Origin of the sequence: Streptomyces sp. NPDC059567 (genome assembly GCF_042735655.1) — a bacterium.
GTDB lineage: Bacteria > Actinomycetota > Actinomycetes > Streptomycetales > Streptomycetaceae > Streptomyces.
Genome location: NZ_JBHWBS010000091.1, coordinates 4,043 through 24,023, shown reverse-complemented (window position 1 = coordinate 24,023; position 19,981 = coordinate 4,043). Strand labels below are relative to the sequence as shown.

Sequence of the window (19,981 nt, the reverse complement as noted above, 5' to 3'; positions counted from 1 at the left end):
GCCGTGGGGGGTGGGGCACCCGCCTCCCCCCGCCCTTCACCCGGTTGATGTCGCCGCACACCCGGGGGTTGCCGACCGTGGCGCCGCTGGCGCCGTCGCCGTCGCCGTGGGGGGCGCCGGGCGCATCGGTGACGAGTCTCAGGCTTATCCCCTTCAGTTCGACCCTGCGTTCGGGCGCGCGCAGCACCACTTCACCGGTCAGGAGTCCCCCCGGCAGCGCCGGCTCGGACTGTACGAGGGTGTCGATCTCGAGCGGGATCCCGCCCTTGCCCAGCAAACGTTTGAAGACCATGCCCGCAGGCTAACCGGTTGTGAACATTCTGTGTACGATCCTCGACACTTCGCACACGCTCCATGGCCTGGGGAGAGACGCACGTGTACACATCGCCCTACCAGCCCGCCCCCGCGCCCACCCGACGCTGGTGGCAGCATCCCGCCCTGATCATCTGCCTGTTGGTCGTCCTCCCGCCGGCGGGCATAGCCCTCGCCTGGACGAGCCTTTGGAGCCGGAACAAGAAGATCGTCGCGACCGTCCTCGCCGGGCTGTGGTTCCTGCTGTTCCTTCTCGGCGACCCGCCCGAGGAGACGAAGGACGACGCGAAGACCGCGCCGAAGCCGACGGCCACGGTCTCCCCCACTCCCACGCCGACCCCGGAGAAGACCGAGGACGCTCCGGTCATGCCCCGACTCGTCGGCAGCAGCTACGCGGACATCGAGCAGCTCATCACCGACAACCTGGGCCGGACCTACGCCGCCTACAAGGACGTCGACCTCCCCGCCGACCGCGCCGCCTGGACGGTCTGCTTCCAGCGCCCGGACGCCGGCGCACCGGTCTCGTCCGCCGTGCCGGTGGTGTACCTGACGGAGCCGGGTGTCCCGTGCCCGAAGTCGCCCGACGAGGTGCTCGCCAAGCCCACCCCGAAGCCCAAGGCCACCACCCCGAAGCCGACGCCCACACGGCAGCCGACGCGCACCCCGGCGCCCACGCCCACCCAGGACGCCGATGGCGGCAGCGTCTACTACCGCAACTGCACGGCGGTGCGCGACGCCGACGCCGCTCCCATCCGCCGGGGCGACCCGGGCTACGGCCGCCACCTCGACCGCGACGGGGACGGCGTGGCCTGCGAGAGCTGACGCACCTCTCGAATCATGCAGGCACGCTTGATTGTTTCCCTGGAGTGCTGACAAGGTCTCCCCAAGTCGTACCGACACACGCGATCCTGGCGACCACCTTCCACCTCTCCAGGGGGCCTGCATGGTGTTCCACAGCGAGTACGAGGCCGTCTCCACCCTTTCCCTCCCCATCCACGAGGCCGTCCTCGGCCGGGCCGCCGAGTTCGGGGACGCCCCCGCACTGGTCGACGGGACCGGTGGACTCACCCTCACGTACACCCAGGTCGACGCGTTCCACCGGCGGGTCGCCGCCGGGCTCGTCGAGGCCGGGGTCCGCAAGGGCGACGTGCTCGCCCTGCACAGCCCCAACACCGTGCTGTTCCCCATCGCGTTCTACGCCGCCACCCGCGCCGGCGCCTCCGTCACCACCGTCCACCCGCTCTCCACGGCGGAGGAGTTCGCCAAGCAGCTCCGCGACTCCTCCGCCCGCTGGATCGTCACCGTCTCCCCGCTCCTCGAACCGGCCCGGCGGGCCGCCGAACTCGCCGGCGGGATCGAGGAGATCTTCGTCTGCGACCAAGCGCCCGAGGGGGAGGGCATCCGCTCCCTGCAGTCGATGCTCGCCACCACCGCCCCCGAGCCGGCCCCGGAGTTCGACCCCGACGAGGACGTCGCCGCCCTGCCGTACTCCTCCGGCACCACCGGGGTCCCCAAGGGCGTGATGCTCACCCACACCTCGATCGCCACCAACCTCGCCCAGCTCGAACCCTTCATCCCCATGGGCCCGGGCGACCGCATCCTCGCGGTCCTGCCCTTCTTCCACATCTACGGCCTGACCGCCCTGATGAACGCCCCGCTGCGCAAGGGCGCGACCGTCGTCGTCCTGCCCCGCTTCGAGCTCGACCAGTTCCTCGCCGCGATCCAGGACCACCGCATCAACGGCCTGTACGTGGCCCCGCCGATCGTCCTCGCGCTCGCCAAGCACCCGGCCGTCGCCGACTACGACCTGTCCTCCCTGGAGTACATCGTCAGCGCCGCCGCCCCGCTCGACGCCTCCCTCGCCGAGGCATGCTCGGCCCGGCTGAAACTGCCGCCGGTCCGCCAGGCGTACGGCATGACGGAGCTGTCGCCCGGCACCCACGTCGTCCCCCTCGACGCCGTGAACCCGCCGCCCGGCGCCGTCGGCAAGCTGCTCCCCTCCACCGAGATGCGGATCCTCTCCCTCGACGACCCGACACGGGACGCCGAGCCGGGTGCGGAGGGCGAAGTCGCCATCCGGGGCCCGCAGGTGATGAAGGGCTACCTGGGCCGCCCCGACGCCACCGCCGACATGATCGACGCGGACGGCTGGGTGCACACCGGCGACATAGGCCGGGTCGACGAGAACGGCTGGCTCTTCGTCGTCGACCGGGTCAAGGAACTCATCAAGTACAAGGGCTTCCAGGTCGCCCCGGCCGAGCTGGAGGCCCTGCTGCTCACCCACGAGGGGATCGCCGACGCGGCCGTGATCGGCGTGCACGACGAGGACGGTGCCGAGATACCCAAGGCGTTCGTCGTCCGGCAGGCGAGCGCGGCCGACCTCGACGGCGAGGGCGTCATGGCGTACGTGGCCGGGAAGGTCGCCCCGTACAAGAAGATCAGGCGTGTGGAGTTCGTCGACGGGGTGCCGCGCGCCGCGTCGGGGAAGATCCTGCGCCGCGAACTGAGGGACCGCGAATGAAGCTGGACCGTGGCATCGCCACGCTGACGCTCGACTCCCCGGAGAACCGCAACGCCCTCTCGGCGGCCCTGGTCGCCGAGTTGGCGGAGGCGCTGACGGAGTGCGGCGAGGACCCGGCCGTACGGGCGGTGGTCCTCACCCACACCGGCTCGACGTTCAGCGCCGGCGCCGACCTGAAGGCTCCGCCGAGTCCGTACGCCTTCGTCGACCTGCTCCGGCAGATCGTGGAGCTGCCGAAGCCGGTGGTGGGCGTCGTGCGCGGGCATGTCCGCGCGGGCGGCCTCGGGTTGCTCGGGGCCTGCGACGTCGTGGTCGCGTCCGAGGGGTCGGACTTCGCGCTGACGGAGGTACGGATCGGGGTCGCGCCCGCCGTCATCTCGCTGACGCTGCTGCCGAAGCTGGAGCAGCGGGCGGCGGCGCGGTACTACCTGACGGGGGAGCGGTTCGACACGGCCGAGGCCGTACGGATGGGTCTGGTGACCGCCACTGAGGACGACCTGGACGCGATCCTGGACGGGCTGCGCAAGGGGTCCCCGCAGGGGCTGGCCGAGTCGAAGCGTCTGGTCACGACTAAAGTCCTGGAGACCTTCGAGCGCGACGCGGAGGACCTGGTCCAGAGGTCGGCCTCGCTCTTCGCCTCCGCGGAGGCGCGCGAAGGGATGACGGCCTTCCTCGAACGACGGGACCCTGAATGGCGGCTCTGACCGGCCCGAAGCAGGACAGGAGCCGCGCCACCCGGCAGCGGCTCCTGGAGGCGGCGGTGTCCTGCCTGGCCGAACACGGCTGGGCGGGCTCCACCGTCTCCGTGGTGGCGGAGCGCGCCGGGGTCTCGCGGGGCGCCGCGCAGCACCACTTTCCGACCCGGGAGGACCTGTTCACGGCGGCCGTCGAATACGTCGCCGAGGAACGCTCGCACGCCCTGCGCAGCCTCCCGGCGCGCGACCGCCGCGAGGCGGTGGGCGCCCTGGTCGACCTCTTCACCGGGCCGCTCTTCCGCGCGGCCCTGCACCTCTGGGTGGCCGCGGCCCACGAGCCCCAGCTCCACGCCCGGGTCACCGAGCTGGAGGCCCGCGTCGGCCGCGAGTCCCACCGCATGGCGGTGTCCCTCCTGGCCGCGGACGAGTCCGTCCCGGGTGTACGGGAGACGGTGCAGGGGCTCCTCGACATGGCCCGCGGCCTGGGCCTCGCCACCCTCCTGACCGACGACAAGGCGCGCCGCGAACGGATCGTGGCCCAGTGGTCGAAGATCCTGGACGAGGCCCTGGGCTGAGCCCCACCCCCTCCTGCCGGTCGGCGCTGAGACCGCGGCGCGGTCCCGTCGGCTGCCGGATCCGTCGCCGTGCTCAGGCCGGTACGGACAGTGCGGCGAGGTAGCCGGTCAGGGCCGCCGCGGTGCCGGCGAGGGGGAAGCGGGCGCCGAGCTGTCCGTCCGGGCGCACGAGGAAGCCGGTCGGACCGTCGGGGCGGTAGATCCGGGCGAACTCACCGGCCGCGTCGAGGTACCCGGGGACGCTCCCGGTGCCGAAGTCGGCGGCGGAGGAGGCCGCCTCGCGGGCGAGCACCGCGACGGTCCGCAGGCTGCTCTCGGATCCCGCCCCGTCCGGCCCGGAGAGTCCCGGTCCGGGGAGCCCCGCGAAGGCCGGCGGCTCCGTGCCGGGCGCCTTCCGCCCGCCGACCGCGGTGGCGACCACCGCACCGGCCTGGGCGGCCCTGGTCAGATCGGCGGGGTCGGTCGCGTACAGCAGCAGCACGTGCCCGGTGCGGCCGCGCAGGACGTCGAGCAGACGCAGCGGGTACGCGGCGATGGGGACGGTCAGGCCGCCGCAGTCGGGGGCCCGGTCGCCGGGCTGGGGCGCGTCGTCCGGTCCGTACGGGCTGCCGGCGAGCGGGCCGTCCCGGTAGGCGACGAGCAGTTGGGCCTCCCGGAGCATCAGGGTGCTCGGGTCCTCGGGGTCGGTCTCCATCCCCTGCCTCGCGTGCCGGACGGTCCGGCCCACCACCTCTTCGCCGACCGGTCGGCGCTCGGCGTCGTAGCTGGCGAGCAGGGCGGGTCCGGCCTCCCCGTCGAGGACGAGGGCGAGCTTCCAGGCCAGGTTGCAGGCGTCCTGGATGCCGGTGTTCATGCCCTGGGCGCCGGTGGGCGGGTGGATGTGCGCGGCGTCGCCGGCGACGAAGACCCGGCCGTCGCCGTAGCGGTCGACGATCCGGTGGCTGATGCGGAAGACGGAGGACCAGCGCAGCGCGGAGACGCGGGTGGGGGTGGGCGCCAGCCGGTCGACCACGGCCTGGATGTGGGAAAGCTCCGGCGCCCGGCCGCCCTCCGGACCGTGCGCCACGCCGTCGCCGCTCGCGTCGCGACCCTGGGCGGAGAGCTCCGGCGGGACCGTCATCGACATGCGGTAGCGGCCCGTGCCGGGCAGCGGGATGCAGACCAGCGCGTCGTCGGTCGAGCCGTCCTCGGCGTGGTGCAGGGACCGCAGGCCGTAGCCGTACGGCAGGTCCCAGTCGGCCTCGACGTCGCCCAGCATGTACTCCTCGGGGAAGGCCCCGCCCTCGTAGCCGAGGCCGAGGCCCTTGCGGACGGTGCTGTGCGCGCCGTCGCAGCCGATCAGATAGCGGGTGCGCAGCTCCTCGTCGGCGCCGGAGGCGGTCCGCAGCCGGGCGGTCACCCCGTCCTCGTCCTGGGTGAAGGACAGCAGCTCGGTGCCGCGTTCGATGGTCGTGTCCAGGCCCGCGACGTACTCCTCCAGGAGGCGCTCGGTCTCGTACTGCGGCAGCGCGGCGAAGCCGTACGGCACCTCGGGGGGCAGCGCGAGTTCGATCCGCGCGACCTCCCTGCCGTTGATGTGGATCAACTGGCCGCGCAGGGGGACGGCGGCCTCCAGGACGGAGCGGGCCAGCCCCATCCGGTCCCAGATTTCCAGGGTGCGCGGCTGGATGCCGACCGCCTTGGCGTACGGAAGCCGGGCCGGCAGCCGGTCGACGATCCGGCAGCGCACCGCGCGGCGGCGGAGTTCGGCGGCCGCGCTCAGCCCCACGGGGCCGGCGCCCACGATCAGTACGTCGGTTGTACGGGCGTGTGCCACGGGTGCCTCCCTGAACACCTGGCCCCCGGACCGGTCCCGTACACCATGGTCACCCGATGAAGTGACCCGCGCCACATACGTCTCGCGCGCCCCGCAGTACGCTGGTCCCATGCTTTCGCTCGTACGCCGCCGCCACGTGGACTTCGTCCGCGTCACGAGCATGGGCTGTCGGCGCTCCGCCTGACCTCGAAGCCCCTTCCCGGACTCCGTCCGGGGACCCCCACTCCACTTCAGGCACCCGCGCCCCCGCCCCACCCCTGGCGGCGCGCCCGGGCCCCGTACACCCCGCGGACGCACACCATGACGCACACCTCGTACAGCTCCCAGCTCCCCATCGTCGACCTCGCCGCCGCCGACCGCGGCCCCCAGGCCCGGCGACTGCTCCACGCGCAGCTCCACAGCGCCGCCCACGACGTCGGCTTCTTCCAGCTGGTCGGGCACGGTGTGACCGAGGACGAGACCCGGGCGCTCACCTCCGCCATGCGGGCCTTCTTCGCGCTGCCGGAGGCCGACCGGATCGCCCTCGACACCACCAACTCGCCGCACTTCCGCGGCTACACCCGCATCGGCGACGAGCGCACCGGCGGCTCCCGCGACTGGCGCGACCAGCTCGACATCGGCGCCGAGCGCCCCGCGCACGTCCCGGCCCCCGGCGAGGCCCCGTACTGGTGGCTCCAGGGCCCGAACCAGTGGCCCGCCGCCCTCCCCGAGCTGCGGCTCGCCGCCCTGAACTGGGTCGAGCGTCTCAGCGGGGTCGCCGAGCGGCTGCTGCACGAGCTGCTCGCCTCGATCGGCGCGCCCGCCGACTTCTACGACGACGTCTTCGGCGACCGGGCCCACCCGCATCTGAAGCTGGTGCGCTACCCGGGAAGCGCCGACGACGGCGCCGACCAGGGCGTCGGCGCCCACAAGGACTACGGCTTCCTGACGCTGCTCCTCCAGGACCACGTCGGCGGCCTCCAGGTGGAGCGCGAGGACGGCGCCTTCCACGACGTACCGCCGCTGCCCGGCGCGTTCGTCGTCAACCTGGGCGAGCTCCTCGAAGTGGCGACCAACGGCTATCTGATCGCCACCAACCACCGGGTGGTCTCCCCGCCCGCGGCGACGGAGCGTTACTCCGTCCCGTTCTTCTACAACCCGCGGCTCGACGCCCGGATCGCCCCGCTGCCGTTCCCGTACGCCTCGACGGCGCCCGGGGTCACGACCGACCCGGCGAACCCGCTGTTCGCCGAGTACGGCCGCAACGAGCTGAAGGGCAAGCTGCGCGCCCACCCCCTGGCCGCGGCCCGCCACCACGCGGACCTGCTGCTCGCGGACGAGCGCCCGCTCGCGACCGCCTGACCTCACCACCGCCTGTGCCCCGGGCCCGGCCCGGGGCGGCATGGCTCGGCCCTGACATGGCTCGGCCCGGCATGGCTCGGCCCCGGCATGGCTCGGCCCTGACATGGCTCGGCCCGGCCCGCGGTCGCGGAGCCGGGCTCGGCCGGGGCGGGCTGTGCGGGCGCGCCCCGGTACGCCTGTGCGGGCTCTCAGCCCGCGAACGCCGCGAGGTCGGCGTAGCCCGCGATCTCCTGCGGGTCGCGTCGGCCGGGGCCGGTGTAGCGCGCGGAGGGCCGTACCAGGCGTCCCGTGCGCTTCTGCTCCAGGATGTGCGCCGACCAGCCGGCCGTACGGGCGCAGCTGAACATCGACGTGAACATGTGCGCCGGGACCTCGGCGAAGTCGAGCATGATCGCGGCCCAGAACTCGACGTTCGTCGCGAGGACGCGGTCGGGGCGGCGGTTGTGCAGCTCCTCCAGGGCGGCCTTCTCCAGCGCCTCCGCGACCTCGAAGCGCGGCGCGGCGAGCTCCTTGGCCGTGCGGCGCAGGACGCGGGCACGCGGGTCCTCGGCGCGGTAGACGCGGTGGCCGAAGCCCATCAGACGCTCGCCCCGGTCGAGGGCCTGCCTCACGTACGCCTTGGCGTCGCCGGTCCGCTCGATCTCCTCGATCATGCCGAGGACGCGGGACGGGGCGCCGCCGTGCAGCGGACCGGACATGGCGCCGACGGCGCCGGACAGGGCCGCGGCCACGTCCGCGCCGGTGGAGGCGATGACGCGCGCGGTGAACGTGGAGGCGTTCATGCCGTGCTCGGCGGCCGAGGTCCAGTACGCGTCGACGGCCTTGACGTGCTTCGGGTCGGGCTCGCCGCGCCAGCGGATCATGAACCGCTCGACGACCGACTCGGCCTTGTCGATCTCGCTCTGCGGCACCATCGGCAGACCCTGGCCGCGCGCCGACTGGGCGACGTACGAAAGCGCCATGACGGCGGCCCGGGCGAGGTCCTCGCGGGCCTGCTCGGCATCGATGTCGAGGAGCGGCTTGAGGCCCCACACGGGGGCGAGCATGGCGAGCGCGGACTGGACGTCGACGCGGATGTCGCCGGAGTGCACGGGGATCGGGAACGGTTCGGCCGGCGGCAGACCGGGGTCGAAGGCCCCGTCGACGAGCAGACCCCAGACGTTGCCGAACGAGACGTGGCCGACCAGATCCTCGATGTCGACGCCGCGGTACCGAAGAGCGCCGCCCTCCTTGTCCGGTTCGGCGATCTCCGTTTCGAACGCGACGACTCCCTCGAGTCCGGGTACGAAGTCGGACATCAGGCGGCTCCTCTATCGATGATCAATCATCCGGGTGTTGGTCGGGAATCAACAGTCATCCAGCGGAAGAGTCTGTACGGTTCCGATGATGCGGGGAAGCGTGACATCCGGCACACTGCGCCGATTCGGCGACGAAGGGTTAGCGGGCTGCCGTGCCGGGCAGACTGCGTCTCTGCGGCAGGATGGCCTCTGTGACTGACGCTCTCGATCCCGCCGACATGCGCGAGCAGTACCGCACCACGGAGCTGACTGTGGCCGACCTCGCCCCCGAACCGATCGAACAGTTCACGCGCTGGTTCAAGGAGACCGCCACCAACCCGGCGATCCATGAGCCGAACGCGATGGTCGTCTCGACCGCGACCCCCGACGGCCGGCCGTCCTCCCGCACGGTGCTGCTGAAGCACTTCGACGAGGCCGGCTTCGTCTTCTACACGAACTACGGCTCCCGCAAGGGCACCGAGCTGGCGGCCAATCCGTACATCTCGCTGCTCTTCCCCTGGCATCCGCTGGCCCGCCAGGTCATCGTCACGGGCCGGGCGGTGCGCACCGGCCGGGACGAGACCGTCGCCTACTTCCGCACCCGTCCGCACGGCTCCCAGCTGGGCGCCTGGGCCAGCCACCAGTCCTCGGCGATCGAGTCCCGCGAGGAACTCCTGGCCCGTTACGAGGAGTTGGCCGCGCGCTACCCGGACGACGAGCAGGTTCCGGTGCCGCCGGAGTGGGGCGGCTTCCGGGTCGTGCCGGACACGGTGGAGTTCTGGCAGGGCCATGAGAACCGGCTGCACGACCGGCTGCGGTACGTGCGGGTGGGGGACGGCGACGACTGGCGCGTGGAGCGCCTCTCACCCTGACGCCTTCGCCGCCTCCGCGAGCGCCGTCTCCACCGCGTGCGGGATGTCCGTGACCGGGAACTGCGCGTGCCGTACGGTCCGCTCCCGGTCCACGACCAGGACCGCCCGCTTGAGCCGCAGGGCCTGTCCCGCGCGGAAGGTCGGCAGTCGGAGCGCCGCCGAGAGCCGGGCGTCCATGTCGGACAGCAGCGGGAAGGGGATCTCCTCGGCGGCGGCGAAGGTCCGCTGCTCGTCGGGGCGCTGGGTGGAGACTCCGTGGACGGCGACGCCTGCCGCCGTGAAGCTCTCGTACGCGTCCCTGAAGAGCCGGTTCTCCAGCGTGCAGCCGACCGTGCCGGGGATGTCGTTCCAGCCCTCGGGCAGTGGGCCGGGCCGCCCGGTCGCGGGGTAGCAGAAGAGCACGGTGGCGGCGGCGTCCGGGTCCACCGGGTCCCGCTCGTCGCCGGTGTGGGCGGGCAGCGTGAGGCGCGGCAGGCGGGTGCCGGGGAGTTCGTGGACGCGGTGGGCCTCGGCGCTGTGCTCGTCGGCCGAGGCGGTGAGCGTGCCGTCGCCGAGCAGCCAGCGGTCGGACCAGTCCTGCATCGCGACCAGGACGGGGAGCAGGGCGCGGCCCGAGGGGCTGAGCCGGTACTCGTACCGCACCGGCCCCTCCTGGTAGGGCACCTTGTCGAGCACGCCGCTGTCGACCAGGTGGTTCAGCCGCTCGGCGAGGACCTTGCGGGAGATGTCGAGCTCGCGCTGGAGCTCGTCGAAGCGGTGCCGGCCGCGGGCGGTCTCCCGTACGAGCAGCAGGCTCCACCAGTCGCCGACGACGGCGGCGGCCTGGGCGATCGCGCAGGCGGCGTCGCGCTCGGGCACGGCTCGGGCCATGGTCTCCTCCTCGGTCGGTCGACCGCTCCATCTTGCGCCATCGAGTGAGTTCCCGATAGAAACTCACCGTAAGTTCCGAAAGGAAACTCACTGATCGATTCACGGGGGAGGGGATCGCCCACATGCCCATAGCCTGGGCAACCGCCTGGCGCACCTGGCAGATGACCCGCCGCGCCTATCCATGGACCTACGCCGTCGGCACGGTCCTCCCGGCCGCGCTCGCCATCTCGCTCGCGTACCTCGGCTACCACGCCATCGGCGGCGGAGCCGTCGCCGACGACTTCACCGAAGGCAGCGGCACCACCGCCTACCTCGCCTACATCGTCGTCGGCGCGACCGCCTTCCAGTTCACCGTCCGGCTCATCCTCTGGTCCGCCAAGGCCCTGATCACCGAGCAGCGGCAGGGCACCCTCGGCGCCCTCCTCATCGCACCCGCCGGCCGCTTCCCGTACCTCGCCGGCTTCACCGTCTTCGCCGTCCTCAGCAGCCTCGTGGAGTTCCTCGCCCTGGGCGTCGTCGTCGCCCTGCTCGGGATCTCCGTCCCCGTGGCATCCCTGCCCGGGCTGCTCCTCGGCGGCCTCGCGCTGATCGGCGCCGTCTTCGCGCTCTCCGTCGGACTCGGCGGCCTCATGATCGCCGCCGGCGAGGCGCACATCTCCCAGAACACCGTCTTCATCGTCCTCGGCCTGGTCGGCGGCTTCACCTTCCCCCGCGCCTACCTGCCCGAACCCGTCCAGTGGTTCGCCGAACTGCTCCCCACCACCGCGGCGACGGACGTCCTGCACGCGGTGACCACCGGCGGGCAGTCGCTGCCCGGCCTCCTGCCGCGGCTGGCCGTCTGCGCGCTGCTGAGCGGCGTCCACCTGTTCCTGGGCCTGAGGTACCTGCCGCGGGCCGAGGCCCGCGCCGTAGAAAGGACGTACTGACATGACGGGCATTCAGGTGCGCGCGCTGCGCAAGGACTTCCCCGTACGCGACAAGGGACCCTTCGGCCCCCGCAGCCTCAAGAAGGCCGTCGACGGCCTCGACCTCGACATCCCGCCCGGCCGGATCACCGGCCTCCTCGGCCTCAACGGCGCCGGCAAGACCACCACCATCAAGATCCTCGCCACCCTGCTGCGCCCGACCTCCGGCGCGGTCACGGTCGACGGCCTCGACACGGTCGCCGACGCCCGCGCCGTACGCCGCCGCATCAACCTCATCGCGGGCGGCGAGCGCATGGTCTACACCCGGATGACCGGCCGGGAGAACCTCTGGTACTTCGGCCAGCTCTACGACGTCCCGAAGCGCGAACTGCGCACCCGGATCGACGAGTTGCTGACCCTGGTCGGCCTGTCGGACGCGGCGGACACCATGGTCGAACGGTACTCGCGCGGCATGACCCAGCGCCTCGCCATCGCCCGCGGGCTGATCAACCGGCCCGCCTACCTCCTGCTCGACGAGCCCACGCTCGGCCTGGACGCCCCGATCGCCCGCGACCTGCGGCGCGTCGTCGCCCGCCTCGCCGAGGAGGGCACGGGCGTCCTGCTGACCTCCCACTACCTCGCCGAGGTCGAGGAACTCTGCGGCCATGTGTACGTGATCTCCACCGGCCGCCACCTCGCCGAGGGCAGCCCGGCGGAGCTGAAGGCGGCCACCGGCAGCCACCGCACGATCCGCCTGACGGTCGCCAACCCGAGCCAGGCGACGGCCGCGGTGGCCGCGCGCCTCGGCGCGAGCTCCGAACTCCTCCCCTCCGGAGCCGAGTTGATCACCCTGCGCCACCCGGACGACATGGCGGGCCCGCTGACGGCCGCGATCGTCGAGGCGGGCGGCTCGATCGGCGGCCTGGAGATCGCCGAGGCCAGCCTGGAGCACGCGATCCTGGCGCTCGCCGAGACCGGCGAGGAGGCCCTCGTATGAACCACGCCGTCCGGGTCTTCGCGGCGGAGGCCCTGAAACAGCACCGCCGCCTCTTCGGCCAGCCCCTCGTCGTCTTCTCGATGCTGGTCTGGCCCGTCCTCCAACTCGCCACCACCTACTACACGTTGCGCCCCGTCGCCACCGCCTCCCCGGCCGCCGCGAACTGGCCGCTCGCCGCCGACCCCGACCGGCTCCTCGCCTTCCTGGCCACCGGCACCCTCGCCTACGCCTTCTTCTTCTCCCTCGTCCAGAGCGCCTGGCACCTCTCCTTCGAGCGCGCCACCGGCACCCTGGAACTCCTCTTCCTCTCCCCGGCCGGCCGCCTCACCCTCATGCTCGCCAACGGCGCGGGCGCCCTGCTCCAGAACGCCTGGCTCCTCACCTGCTTCACCGTCGCCGCCCTCACCGGCTTCGGCACGCTGTCCGTCTCGGCCTGGTGGATGTACGGCATCGTCTTCCTCGCCCTGCTGATCCCGGCGGTCGCGTGGGGAGCGTTCCTCAACAGCCTGCTGGTCTTCTCCCGCGACTCGGCGTTCCTGTACACGATCCTCGATGAGCCCCTCTGGTTCGTCTCGGCCGTCCGCCTCCCGCACTTCGCCCTGCCCGCGGCCATCCAGATCGTCGGCGCCGTCTTCCCGCTCACCGGCAGCCTGATCGCGGTCCGCGGGGCCCTCCTCGAACACCGCACCCTGACGGAGCTCGCCCCGACGCTCCTGGGCCTCGCCGCCCTGAGCGCGCTCCTGCTCGGCGCGGCCGCGGTCATCCTGCGGGTGGGCGAGGCCAGGTCCCAGCGGACGGGCGGACTCTCGCTGGCCTAGGGGATGCCTTGTCCTCGCCCTCAGCAGGCGGGGCGCTGGGCGTGGGCCGGGTCGAGGGCGTTGAGCACCAGCCGGCCGGAGATGTCGTCGTAGTTGATGACGAGATGCTCGGTGAACGCCAGTGGACTGCGGCGCGCCGACGACGACCTCGCGCGCCTCCACCTGCTGCGCGGCGCGCCGATCGGCCGCCTCCTGGGCCGCCGCGTCCTGGACGCCTTCGACGGACTGCCCGACGGCCGGGCGGCACGGCTCGCCGAGGCCCTCGACGCGCTCCTCACGTCCTGGGGCCGCACGGCATCCGAGGTGGCCCACTCCCTCGGCATCCACCCCCAGACGGCCCGGCAGCGGCTGCGCCGGCTCGATGCCCTCTTCGGGCGACCGCCTGGCCGACCCCCGCTTCCGCTTCGAGGCACTGCTCGCGCTGCGCACCCGAGCCCTGGAGCCGGGCGGGGCTGACACACGGAGAAAAACGCAGACGACCCGTGGGCCTTGGTCCCGTCCGCTCGAGTTCGGACGAGAGCCGGCCGGACTTACCGGCGGCCCACGGGTCGGGTGACTGCTTGGGTTTCGACAGGTGACCTGCCGAGGTGCACAGAGTGCGACGGCAGGCCGTTAGCCCGCAGTCACCTCACGAGTCCGAAAAGAAATCATGTTTTCGGATCACCTCCTTTCGCGTGTGCTCCATACCTTAGGAACCCTTCCGCGAAGCCTCAAGCCATTTATTCTCCGATTTCGCGGCGGGCCTGTCGGGCCGGCGCGGGTGGCCAGGTCGCGAGGAAGTCGGCCACGGTGGGGTCCCAGGGGCGGACCGGTGCGACGAAGGACGTGCCGACGGGGCTGCGGGTATCAGGAGCGGCGGCGGTCATCGCCCGATGGGCGGCGCGGGCTGGCGGTACGTCCAGGTGTGGTCGAGGATCTCCTCGGCGGCGCCCGTCCAGGCCCCGGACGGCAGACACCCGTCCACGTACCGTCCTCCGCGACCGAGCGCGAAGCTCCAGAACTCCGGATGCGCCGTCTCCCGGAGCAGGACCAGCGGGACGCCGCGGTCGACGTCGTCGACGTATACGAACTCGCCCCGCACCCGGACGGCGACCTTTACGCCTACGCGTCGTCCCCACCGCGGTACGAGGTTCTCCATGCCGCCATCCTGCCGGGTGCTGCGTTCACGCCGTCGATCCCGGGCCGTCGATCAGCGCCTCCATCGTCGTGATCGGAAGCGCCGGGTGCCCGGCCGCCGCCTTTGCGACCCATCCGTCGTCATCCGCCAACAGCTCCAGGAGCGCCGCCACCGGCACCTTCGGATGCCCGGCCGTCGCCCGCCGCACCCGGCCCTCCGCGTCGTCGGCCAGTCGCGTCGCGAGCTCCGGCGGGAGGTCGGGGTCGCGGAGGGCGAGCAGGCGGATCCAGGGGTTCGGGTCGGTCGCGAAACGGCGCAGGGTCTCCGGCGGGAAGGTGACGCGGTCGGCGGGGCGCGTCGGCGCCTTGCGGCTGTCCTTGTGGCGGCGCTCCAGACGCTCGGCGACGACCGGGTCCAGGTCGGGGGTGCGGACGGCCATGGCCAGGCGGACGTACTGGTCCTCGTCGTCGAGGAGGCGGGCGACGGCCTCGTCCGGGAGGTCGTCGGCGTGCGCGGCCGAGCGGCGGAAGGCGGGGTACGGCGAGTCGACGTGCGGGAGCGGGTCGGCCCGGACCCACTCGACGACCCGGAACCGCAGATCGAAAAGCGTCACTCGGCACAGGGCGTCCTCGTCGCCGCGGGCGTAGCCCTCCCAGAAATCCTTGACGCGCGCCGCCCCCGCGACCAGCCCGTCGTGGATCTCCGCCCGGAGCACGTCGTCGATGTCCTGACGTACGAAGATCTCGGCGCGGACCGCGGGGTGCGCGTCCCGGCCGAGTGCTTCGCGCAGGTCCGGCGGGAGCTGAGGATGGGCGGCGACGGCCTTGCGTACGCCGTCGTCCGGGTCGCATGCGAGGTCCCGGGCGGTGGCCGCGTCCAGGTCGACGTGGGCGATCACGCCCGCCCGTGTCACCGGGTCGGCGAGGAGCGCCGGGCGCAGGTCGGCGGGCGGGACGGGGTGGGGGAGGCGCTTGAAGTAGGTGGAGCAGGCCGCCGCCCGGACGGCGGCCTCCGGGTCCGTGAGGAGCTTGCGGCGGACGTCCTCGGGTGCGCTCGTCCACCACTGGGCCAGCTCGGCCCGCACCCCGGGGTCCGGGTCCTCCGCCAGGTGGGCGAGGAGGGCGGGCGGCAGGTCCTCCTTGGCCGCCGCGAACTTCCGTACGTCCGGGTCCGGGTCGGTGACGAAGCCGCGGAGGAGATCCACCGGAAGGCCCTCCGCGCGCATCGCGGCCGAGCGGACCCACATGTCGGGGTGGGTGGCGAGGGCGTGGCGGACCGGGGCCGGGAGGGTCCGGTTGCAGACGAGCGCGAGGGCCTGGTCGTCGTGCCCGAACGCCAGGATCTCCTCGCAGAGTTCGACGGTGAGGTCCGTCCGCCTGCGCGCGGCCTCCTTGCAGGCCTCTCGGTGGTGGAACAGTCGGCGCAACAGGGGCACGGGCAAGGCCGGGTTGAGGGCCAGGCCCTCCAGGACGTCGTTGCTCCTCACTCGCCCCATGTTCGTTTCCGGGACGCAACGATTTCATTGAACCGGGTGTGTCCTGCGTCACGTTCAAGTTGAATGATCGGGGGCGTGCGGGTGCACGCGCGTACACCGTCCTGCAGGGGGTGCCGGGATGAGTGCTGCCAGGAGTGAGACCACGTCCGTGCCGGGTGACGATCTGCTCGCCGCGTTGCTCGACGGGATGGACGCGGCGCTCTGCGCATTCGACGCCGACGGGACCGTCACGCACTGGAACAAGGAGGCCGAGCGGATCCTCGGCTGGTCCGCCGGGGAGGCCGTCGGGCGGCGCGGGTTCGAGGGGTGGGCGGCGCGGCGGGCCGACGCGGCCCAGGCGCTGGAGCGGCTGATGGCGGCGATGGCGGCGCCGGGGCGGCTGGTGCACGAGTTCGCGCTGGTACGGAAGGACGGCGGGCGGGTCCTCGTACGGACGCAGTCGGCCGGGGTGCGGGGCGCGGACGGCAAGCCCGCCGGGGTGTACTGCGCGTTCAGCGAGGTGCACGCGCAGATAGATCTGGAGCGTTCGATCGCGCTCAGCGAGGCGCTCTTCGAGGACGCGTCCTGGGGTGTCGTCCTCGTCGACGTGGACCTGCGGCCCACCACCGTCAACGGGCATGCGGCCCGGGCGATGGGCGGGGGCCGCACCACACTGCTCGGCCGGCCGCTCGGCGAGCTGATCGTTCAGGGCGTCGAGGAGTTGGAGGGCGCGCTCCAGCACGTGTTGGCGGAGGGCGCGCCGCGGGCCCTGGCCGAGGTGTGGGTGACGCTGCGGACCGCGGAGGGCGACCGGCGGCGGTGCTGGCGCAGCGGCTTCGTGCGGCTGTCGTCACCGCTCGCGGAGGAGCCGGTGCCGCTGGGTGTGGGGTGGCTTTTCCAGGACGTCACGGAGGAGCGGCTCGCGGAGCAGGAGGCGGACCGACTGCGGTTCCGCTACAGCCAGTTGCACCGGGCGGGCGTGGCGGCGGCCGAGTGCGAGGACCCGGGGGAGGCGGCGACGGTCCTGCTGGACTTCGCGCTGGCCGGGTTCGCCGACCACGCGCTGGTCGACGTGGCGGTGGGGGAGCGGCGGCTGGTCCGTGTGGCGGCCACCCCGGGTGGTGAGCCCGGCCCGGTCGGCCCGGTCGCGGGCGGCGGCATCCCGGTGCGGTACCCGGCGGGTCACCCGGTCCTTCAGGCGGTGTCCCGTACGGGCCCGGTGCGCGCGTCGGCCGCGGCGTCGAGCCCGAAGGGCGCGGAGGAGTGGGCGGCGGAACGCCACTGGCCGCGCGACGCGGTCCACGCGCTGTGCCTCCCGCTCCGCAGCCGTGGCCGCACGGTGGGCGCGGTGACCTTCCTCCGCGGCGCCTCCCGCTCGGCCTTCGAACGCCCGGACGCGGTCTACGCGGAGGCGGTGGCGGTCCGTGTGGCGTCATCCCTGGACCTGGCGACGGTGGTCACCCCGCCGACGCCGTGACGAACGGCCACCGCCCCTCCTCTACGCCGTCGCCAGTGCCAGTGTCGGGGACAGGCGGGACGCGCGGACCGCCGGGTAGAGGCCCGCCACCGTGCCGATCGCCAGTGTCGCCGCGAAGCCGCCGCCCACCGCCCACAGCGGCACCACCCACGGCAGCCCGCCCGTGGACGCGTACACGCCCGTGGCCGCAGCGCCCAGCGCCACGCCCGCCAGGCCGCCGAGGCCGGACAGCATCAGGGACTCCGTCACGAACTGGATCCTGATCTGTCCCCGCGTCGCGCCCAGGGACCGCCGCAGGCCGATCTCGTGGCGGCGCTCCAGCGCCGAAATGATCATGGTGTTGGCCACCCCGACCCCGCCGACGAGCAGCGCGATCCCGCCCAGCCCGAGCAGCAGCGTCGAGAACGCCCCTTCCGTCGCCGCCTTCGCCTTGAGCGCCGACGACGGATCGCCGACCGACACGTTCTGCGGGTTCTGCGGGTCGATCGTGGGGGCCAGGAGCTGCTGGACGTCCCGTACGGACGCGTCCGTGGACCGCTCGTACACCGCCGTCGGATGCCCGTCGAAGCCCAGCAGCAGCCCCGCGCCCTCCCAGCCCACCAGTGCCGAGCGTTCGATCTCGGGGGCGAGCGGCAGCGGGTCGAGGACGCCGATGACGGTGAAGTACCGGTCGTCGATCCACACCTGCTGCCCCGGCCGGGTGATGCCCAGACGCTCGGCCGCGACATGGCCCAACACCACGGACGGATACCGCCCGTTGGCGGCGTTCAGCCACGTCCCGGACGCCATCCCGCCGCGCAGGACGTCGAGCAGTCCCTCCGTCGCCGCCTTCACCGAGATCCCGCCGGTCTCGGCCTCCGGGATCTTCTCGGAGCGGCGTACGGAGCTCTTGAGGTCACCGGTCCCGGCGGCCTCCTCGACCCCGAGATGATCGCCGAGGGGCTGCGCCGCGACGCGCTCGCCGTGGACGTCGCGGCCGACGGCCTCGAAGCGCTGCGCAAGCTGCAGCTGGGCGAGTACGACGTCCTCGTCCTGGACCGCGACCTGCCCGGGATGCACGGCGACGACGTGTGCCGGCGGGTGGTCGAGCAGCGGCTGATGACCCGGGTGCTGATGCTGACGGCGGCGGGGACGGTACGGGACCGGGTCGAGGGCCTCGGCCTCGGCGCCGACGACTATCTGACCAAGCCCTTCGCGTACGACGAGCTGCTCGCCCGGGTCCTGGCGCTGGGCCGGCGTGCCAGGCCCGCGCTGCCTCCCGTACTGGAACGGGCCGGGATCGTGCTCGACACGGCCCGCCGTCAGGCGAGCCGGGACGGGCGCCATCTGCATCTGTCGCGGAAGGAGTTCGCGGTGCTGGAGGCGCTGCTGCGGGCCGAGGGGGCGGTGGTGAGCGGCGAGGACCTGATCGAGCCGGTCTGGGAGGAGCACACGAGCTACCGCACGAACGCGGTGCGGGTGACGCTGAGCAAGCTGCGGGCGAAGCTGGGTGAGCCGCCGGTGGTGGAGACGGTGCCGGGCGCGGGCTACCGGATCTCGTCATGAGGCGGGTGGTGACGGGGGAGCGGTCCCGGCTGACGGCCCTGTACGGCGGGCTCCTGCTGCTGGCGGGCGGGCTGCTGACGGGTGTGGTCTATCTGCTGGTGAAGGAGGGTCTGTACTCCTCGATCAGCGTGGCGATCACCGGCGCGGTGCCCGCGCGGCGGCTGGAGGACCTGCCGACGGCGTTCCCGACGGGCTACGCGAGCGCCGTGCCGGCGAGCCCCGCTCCGACGGTTCCTGGCCAGGTCTCTCCCGAAACGCTCACGGTGGCGCGGACGGTCAGCGACGCGGCGGAGTCCGCGGCCCTGGAGCGGCTGCTGACGGTCTCGCTGATCGTCCTCGCCGTGTACGCGGTCCTCTCGGTCGCGTTGGCGTGGTGGATGGCGGGCCGGGTGCTCAGGCCGGTGGCCGTGATCACCGAGACGGCGCGTCGGCTGTCGGGCGAGAACCTGCACGAGAGGATCGCGCTGGAGGGCCCGCCGGGCGAGCTGAAGCGGCTCGCCGACACCTTCGACGGGATGCTCGGCCGGATGGAACGGCTGGTCTCCGCGCAGCAGCGGTTCGCGGCGAACGCGGCGCACGAACTGCGCACGCCGGTCGCCGTGCAGCGGGCGGCGGCCGAGATCGGTCTCGCGGGGGAGCCGTCCCCGGAGCGGGTCGCCCGGATCAGGGAGAAGCTGATCGAGGTCGCCGACGACAGCGAACGGATCATCGAGGGGCTGCTGTTGCTCGCCGCCTCCGACCAGGGGCTGCGGGAGCGGCGGCCGGTGGCGGTGCACGAGGTGGCCCGCGTGGCGGTGGATGTTTTGGCGGCGGAGGCCGCGGAGCGCGGGGTGACGGTCGCGGTACGGGCCAGGCCGCTGACGGTCGACGGCGACGCGGTGCTGCTGGACCGGCTCGTCCGCAACCTGGTCGTGAACGGCGTGCGCCACAACGTCCCCGACGGCCGTGTGGAGGTCCGTACGGGCCCTGACGGCATCGAGGTGACGAACACCGGCCCCGAGGTCCCGCCCGACACGGTCCCCCTCCTCTTCGAACCCTTCCGCCGCCTGACGGCCCGCACCCAGGCCCCCGACGAGGGCGCGGGCCTGGGTCTCTCGATCGTCGACTCGATCGCCCGCGCCCACGACGCCACGACGGAGGCGTTCCCGAACAGGGAGGGCGGTGGCCTGACGGTACGGGTGAGGTTCGCGGCGCGCGGCTGAGTCCCGGACGACGGTCAGCCGTCGCCGCGGAGCCGTCGCGCGATCTCGATGTCGTCCTCCAGCGCGCTCAGCCGCGGCGGGGGCCAGGCCGCGTCCACGACCACCACGAGGAGCCCGGCGCCCCCCGCCCCGGGGGGCGCCAGCAGCGACCACCACCACTGGTGCTT

20 protein-coding genes are annotated in these 19,981 nt (G+C 73.1%); 13 read left to right on the top strand and 7 right to left on the bottom strand.

Annotated elements, in window-relative coordinates:
• A partial coding sequence (locus ACFVZW_RS29855) for a sporulation protein (RefSeq protein WP_384527659.1) occupies window positions 1-292 on the bottom strand: 292 nt, incomplete at its 3' end.
• An 83-nt stretch (window positions 293-375) separates the two neighbouring features.
• On the opposite strand from ACFVZW_RS29855, the gene ACFVZW_RS29850 reads away from it, so the two are divergent.
• The 4 genes from ACFVZW_RS29850 to ACFVZW_RS29835 all read left to right on the top strand — a co-directional run bounded on the left by ACFVZW_RS29850 (window position 376) and on the right by ACFVZW_RS29835 (window position 4,103).
• A complete protein-coding gene (locus ACFVZW_RS29850; protein ID WP_384527657.1) occupies window positions 376-1,134 on the top strand; it encodes an excalibur calcium-binding domain-containing protein in 759 nt (252 codons plus the stop codon).
• A 121-nt stretch (window positions 1,135-1,255) separates the two neighbouring features.
• A complete protein-coding gene (locus ACFVZW_RS29845; RefSeq protein WP_384527654.1) occupies window positions 1,256-2,833 on the top strand; it encodes a 4-coumarate--CoA ligase family protein in 1,578 nt (525 codons plus the stop codon).
• Window positions 2,830-3,537, top strand: coding sequence for an enoyl-CoA hydratase family protein (locus tag ACFVZW_RS29840; RefSeq protein WP_384527651.1), 708 nt, complete (start codon window positions 2,830-2,832; stop codon window positions 3,535-3,537). Before ACFVZW_RS29845 ends, ACFVZW_RS29840 begins: the two co-directional genes overlap by 4 nt.
• Window positions 3,525-4,103 carry a TetR/AcrR family transcriptional regulator gene (locus ACFVZW_RS29835; protein ID WP_384527648.1) on the top strand — a complete coding sequence of 193 codons (579 nt, stop codon included), beginning with the start codon at window positions 3,525-3,527 and terminating at the stop codon, window positions 4,101-4,103. Before ACFVZW_RS29840 ends, ACFVZW_RS29835 begins: the two co-directional genes overlap by 13 nt.
• A gap of 73 nt (window positions 4,104-4,176) precedes the next feature.
• Here the strand turns inward: ACFVZW_RS29835 and ACFVZW_RS29830 are convergent, their stop codons facing one another.
• On the bottom strand, window positions 4,177-5,919 hold the full coding sequence (locus ACFVZW_RS29830; RefSeq protein WP_384527645.1) for an FAD-dependent monooxygenase: 1,743 nt from the start codon (window positions 5,917-5,919) through the stop codon (window positions 4,177-4,179).
• Window positions 5,920-6,219: 300 nt separating this feature from the next.
• Here ACFVZW_RS29830 and ACFVZW_RS29825 point away from each other — a divergent pair, with 300 nt between their 5' ends.
• A complete protein-coding gene (locus ACFVZW_RS29825) occupies window positions 6,220-7,260 on the top strand; it encodes an isopenicillin N synthase family dioxygenase (protein WP_384527642.1) in 1,041 nt (346 codons plus the stop codon).
• A gap of 188 nt (window positions 7,261-7,448) precedes the next feature.
• On the opposite strand, the gene ACFVZW_RS29820 is transcribed toward ACFVZW_RS29825, so the two are convergent.
• Complete coding sequence (locus tag ACFVZW_RS29820) at window positions 7,449-8,558, bottom strand: citrate synthase 2 (RefSeq protein WP_384527639.1); 1,110 nt, start codon at window positions 8,556-8,558, stop codon at window positions 7,449-7,451.
• Between the two features lie 218 nt (window positions 8,559-8,776).
• On the opposite strand from ACFVZW_RS29820, the gene pdxH reads away from it, so the two are divergent.
• On the top strand, window positions 8,777-9,409 hold the full coding sequence (gene pdxH, locus ACFVZW_RS29815; RefSeq protein ID WP_384527683.1) for a pyridoxamine 5'-phosphate oxidase: 633 nt from the start codon (window positions 8,777-8,779) through the stop codon (window positions 9,407-9,409).
• Here the strand turns inward: pdxH and ACFVZW_RS29810 are convergent.
• Window positions 9,401-10,279, bottom strand: coding sequence for a winged helix-turn-helix transcriptional regulator (locus ACFVZW_RS29810; protein ID WP_384527636.1), 879 nt, complete (start codon window positions 10,277-10,279; stop codon window positions 9,401-9,403). The two genes, pdxH and ACFVZW_RS29810, sit on opposite strands and share 9 nt — an antisense overlap.
• Before the next feature lie 122 nt (window positions 10,280-10,401).
• Between ACFVZW_RS29810 and ACFVZW_RS29805 the strand changes: the two genes are divergently transcribed.
• From ACFVZW_RS29805 to ACFVZW_RS29790, 4 genes are all read left to right on the top strand, one after another.
• Window positions 10,402-11,205, top strand: a complete 804-nt coding sequence (locus ACFVZW_RS29805) for an ABC transporter permease (protein ID WP_384527633.1) — start codon at window positions 10,402-10,404, stop codon at window positions 11,203-11,205.
• Window position 11,206: 1 nt separating this feature from the next.
• Entirely contained in the window at window positions 11,207-12,181 is a 975-nt protein-coding gene (locus ACFVZW_RS29800) for an ABC transporter ATP-binding protein (protein ID WP_384527630.1), read from the top strand.
• Window positions 12,178-12,999: an ABC transporter permease gene (locus tag ACFVZW_RS29795; protein ID WP_384527627.1), complete on the top strand. Its 822-nt coding sequence runs from the start codon at window positions 12,178-12,180 to the stop codon at window positions 12,997-12,999. The genes ACFVZW_RS29800 and ACFVZW_RS29795 overlap by 4 nt, the downstream gene beginning before the upstream one ends.
• A 111-nt stretch (window positions 13,000-13,110) precedes the next feature.
• Window positions 13,111-13,455 (top strand): helix-turn-helix domain-containing protein, encoded by a 345-nt coding sequence (locus ACFVZW_RS29790; protein ID WP_384527624.1) that lies wholly within the window; start codon window positions 13,111-13,113, stop codon window positions 13,453-13,455.
• Window positions 13,456-13,861: 406 nt separating this feature from the next.
• On the opposite strand, the gene ACFVZW_RS29785 is transcribed toward ACFVZW_RS29790, so the two are convergent.
• A complete protein-coding gene (locus tag ACFVZW_RS29785; RefSeq protein ID WP_384527621.1) occupies window positions 13,862-14,137 on the bottom strand; it encodes a hypothetical protein in 276 nt (91 codons plus the stop codon).
• A gap of 25 nt (window positions 14,138-14,162) precedes the next feature.
• The gene (locus tag ACFVZW_RS29780; RefSeq protein ID WP_384527619.1) at window positions 14,163-15,602 is read right to left on the bottom strand and encodes a hypothetical protein; all 1,440 of its coding nucleotides are present in this window, start codon (window positions 15,600-15,602) and stop codon (window positions 14,163-14,165) included.
• Between the two features lie 127 nt (window positions 15,603-15,729).
• Here ACFVZW_RS29780 and ACFVZW_RS29775 point away from each other — a divergent pair, with 127 nt between their 5' ends.
• Window positions 15,730-17,067, top strand: a complete 1,338-nt coding sequence (locus ACFVZW_RS29775; protein WP_384527616.1) for a PAS domain-containing protein — start codon at window positions 15,730-15,732, stop codon at window positions 17,065-17,067.
• A gap of 21 nt (window positions 17,068-17,088) precedes the next feature.
• Here the strand turns inward: ACFVZW_RS29775 and ACFVZW_RS29770 are convergent, their stop codons facing one another.
• Window positions 17,089-18,075 carry an ABC transporter permease gene (locus tag ACFVZW_RS29770; RefSeq protein WP_384527680.1) on the bottom strand — a complete coding sequence of 329 codons (987 nt, stop codon included), beginning with the start codon at window positions 18,073-18,075 and terminating at the stop codon, window positions 17,089-17,091.
• Here ACFVZW_RS29770 and ACFVZW_RS29765 point away from each other — a divergent pair.
• Both ACFVZW_RS29765 and ACFVZW_RS29760 read left to right on the top strand, forming a co-directional pair.
• Window positions 17,995-18,612 (top strand): response regulator transcription factor, encoded by a 618-nt coding sequence (locus tag ACFVZW_RS29765; RefSeq protein WP_384527613.1) that lies wholly within the window; start codon window positions 17,995-17,997, stop codon window positions 18,610-18,612. The genes ACFVZW_RS29770 and ACFVZW_RS29765 overlap by 81 nt on opposite strands.
• On the top strand, window positions 18,609-19,814 hold the full coding sequence (locus tag ACFVZW_RS29760) for an ATP-binding protein (protein WP_384527610.1): 1,206 nt from the start codon (window positions 18,609-18,611) through the stop codon (window positions 19,812-19,814). The genes ACFVZW_RS29765 and ACFVZW_RS29760 overlap by 4 nt, the downstream gene beginning before the upstream one ends.
• The last annotated feature ends 167 nt before the right edge of the window (window positions 19,815-19,981 follow it).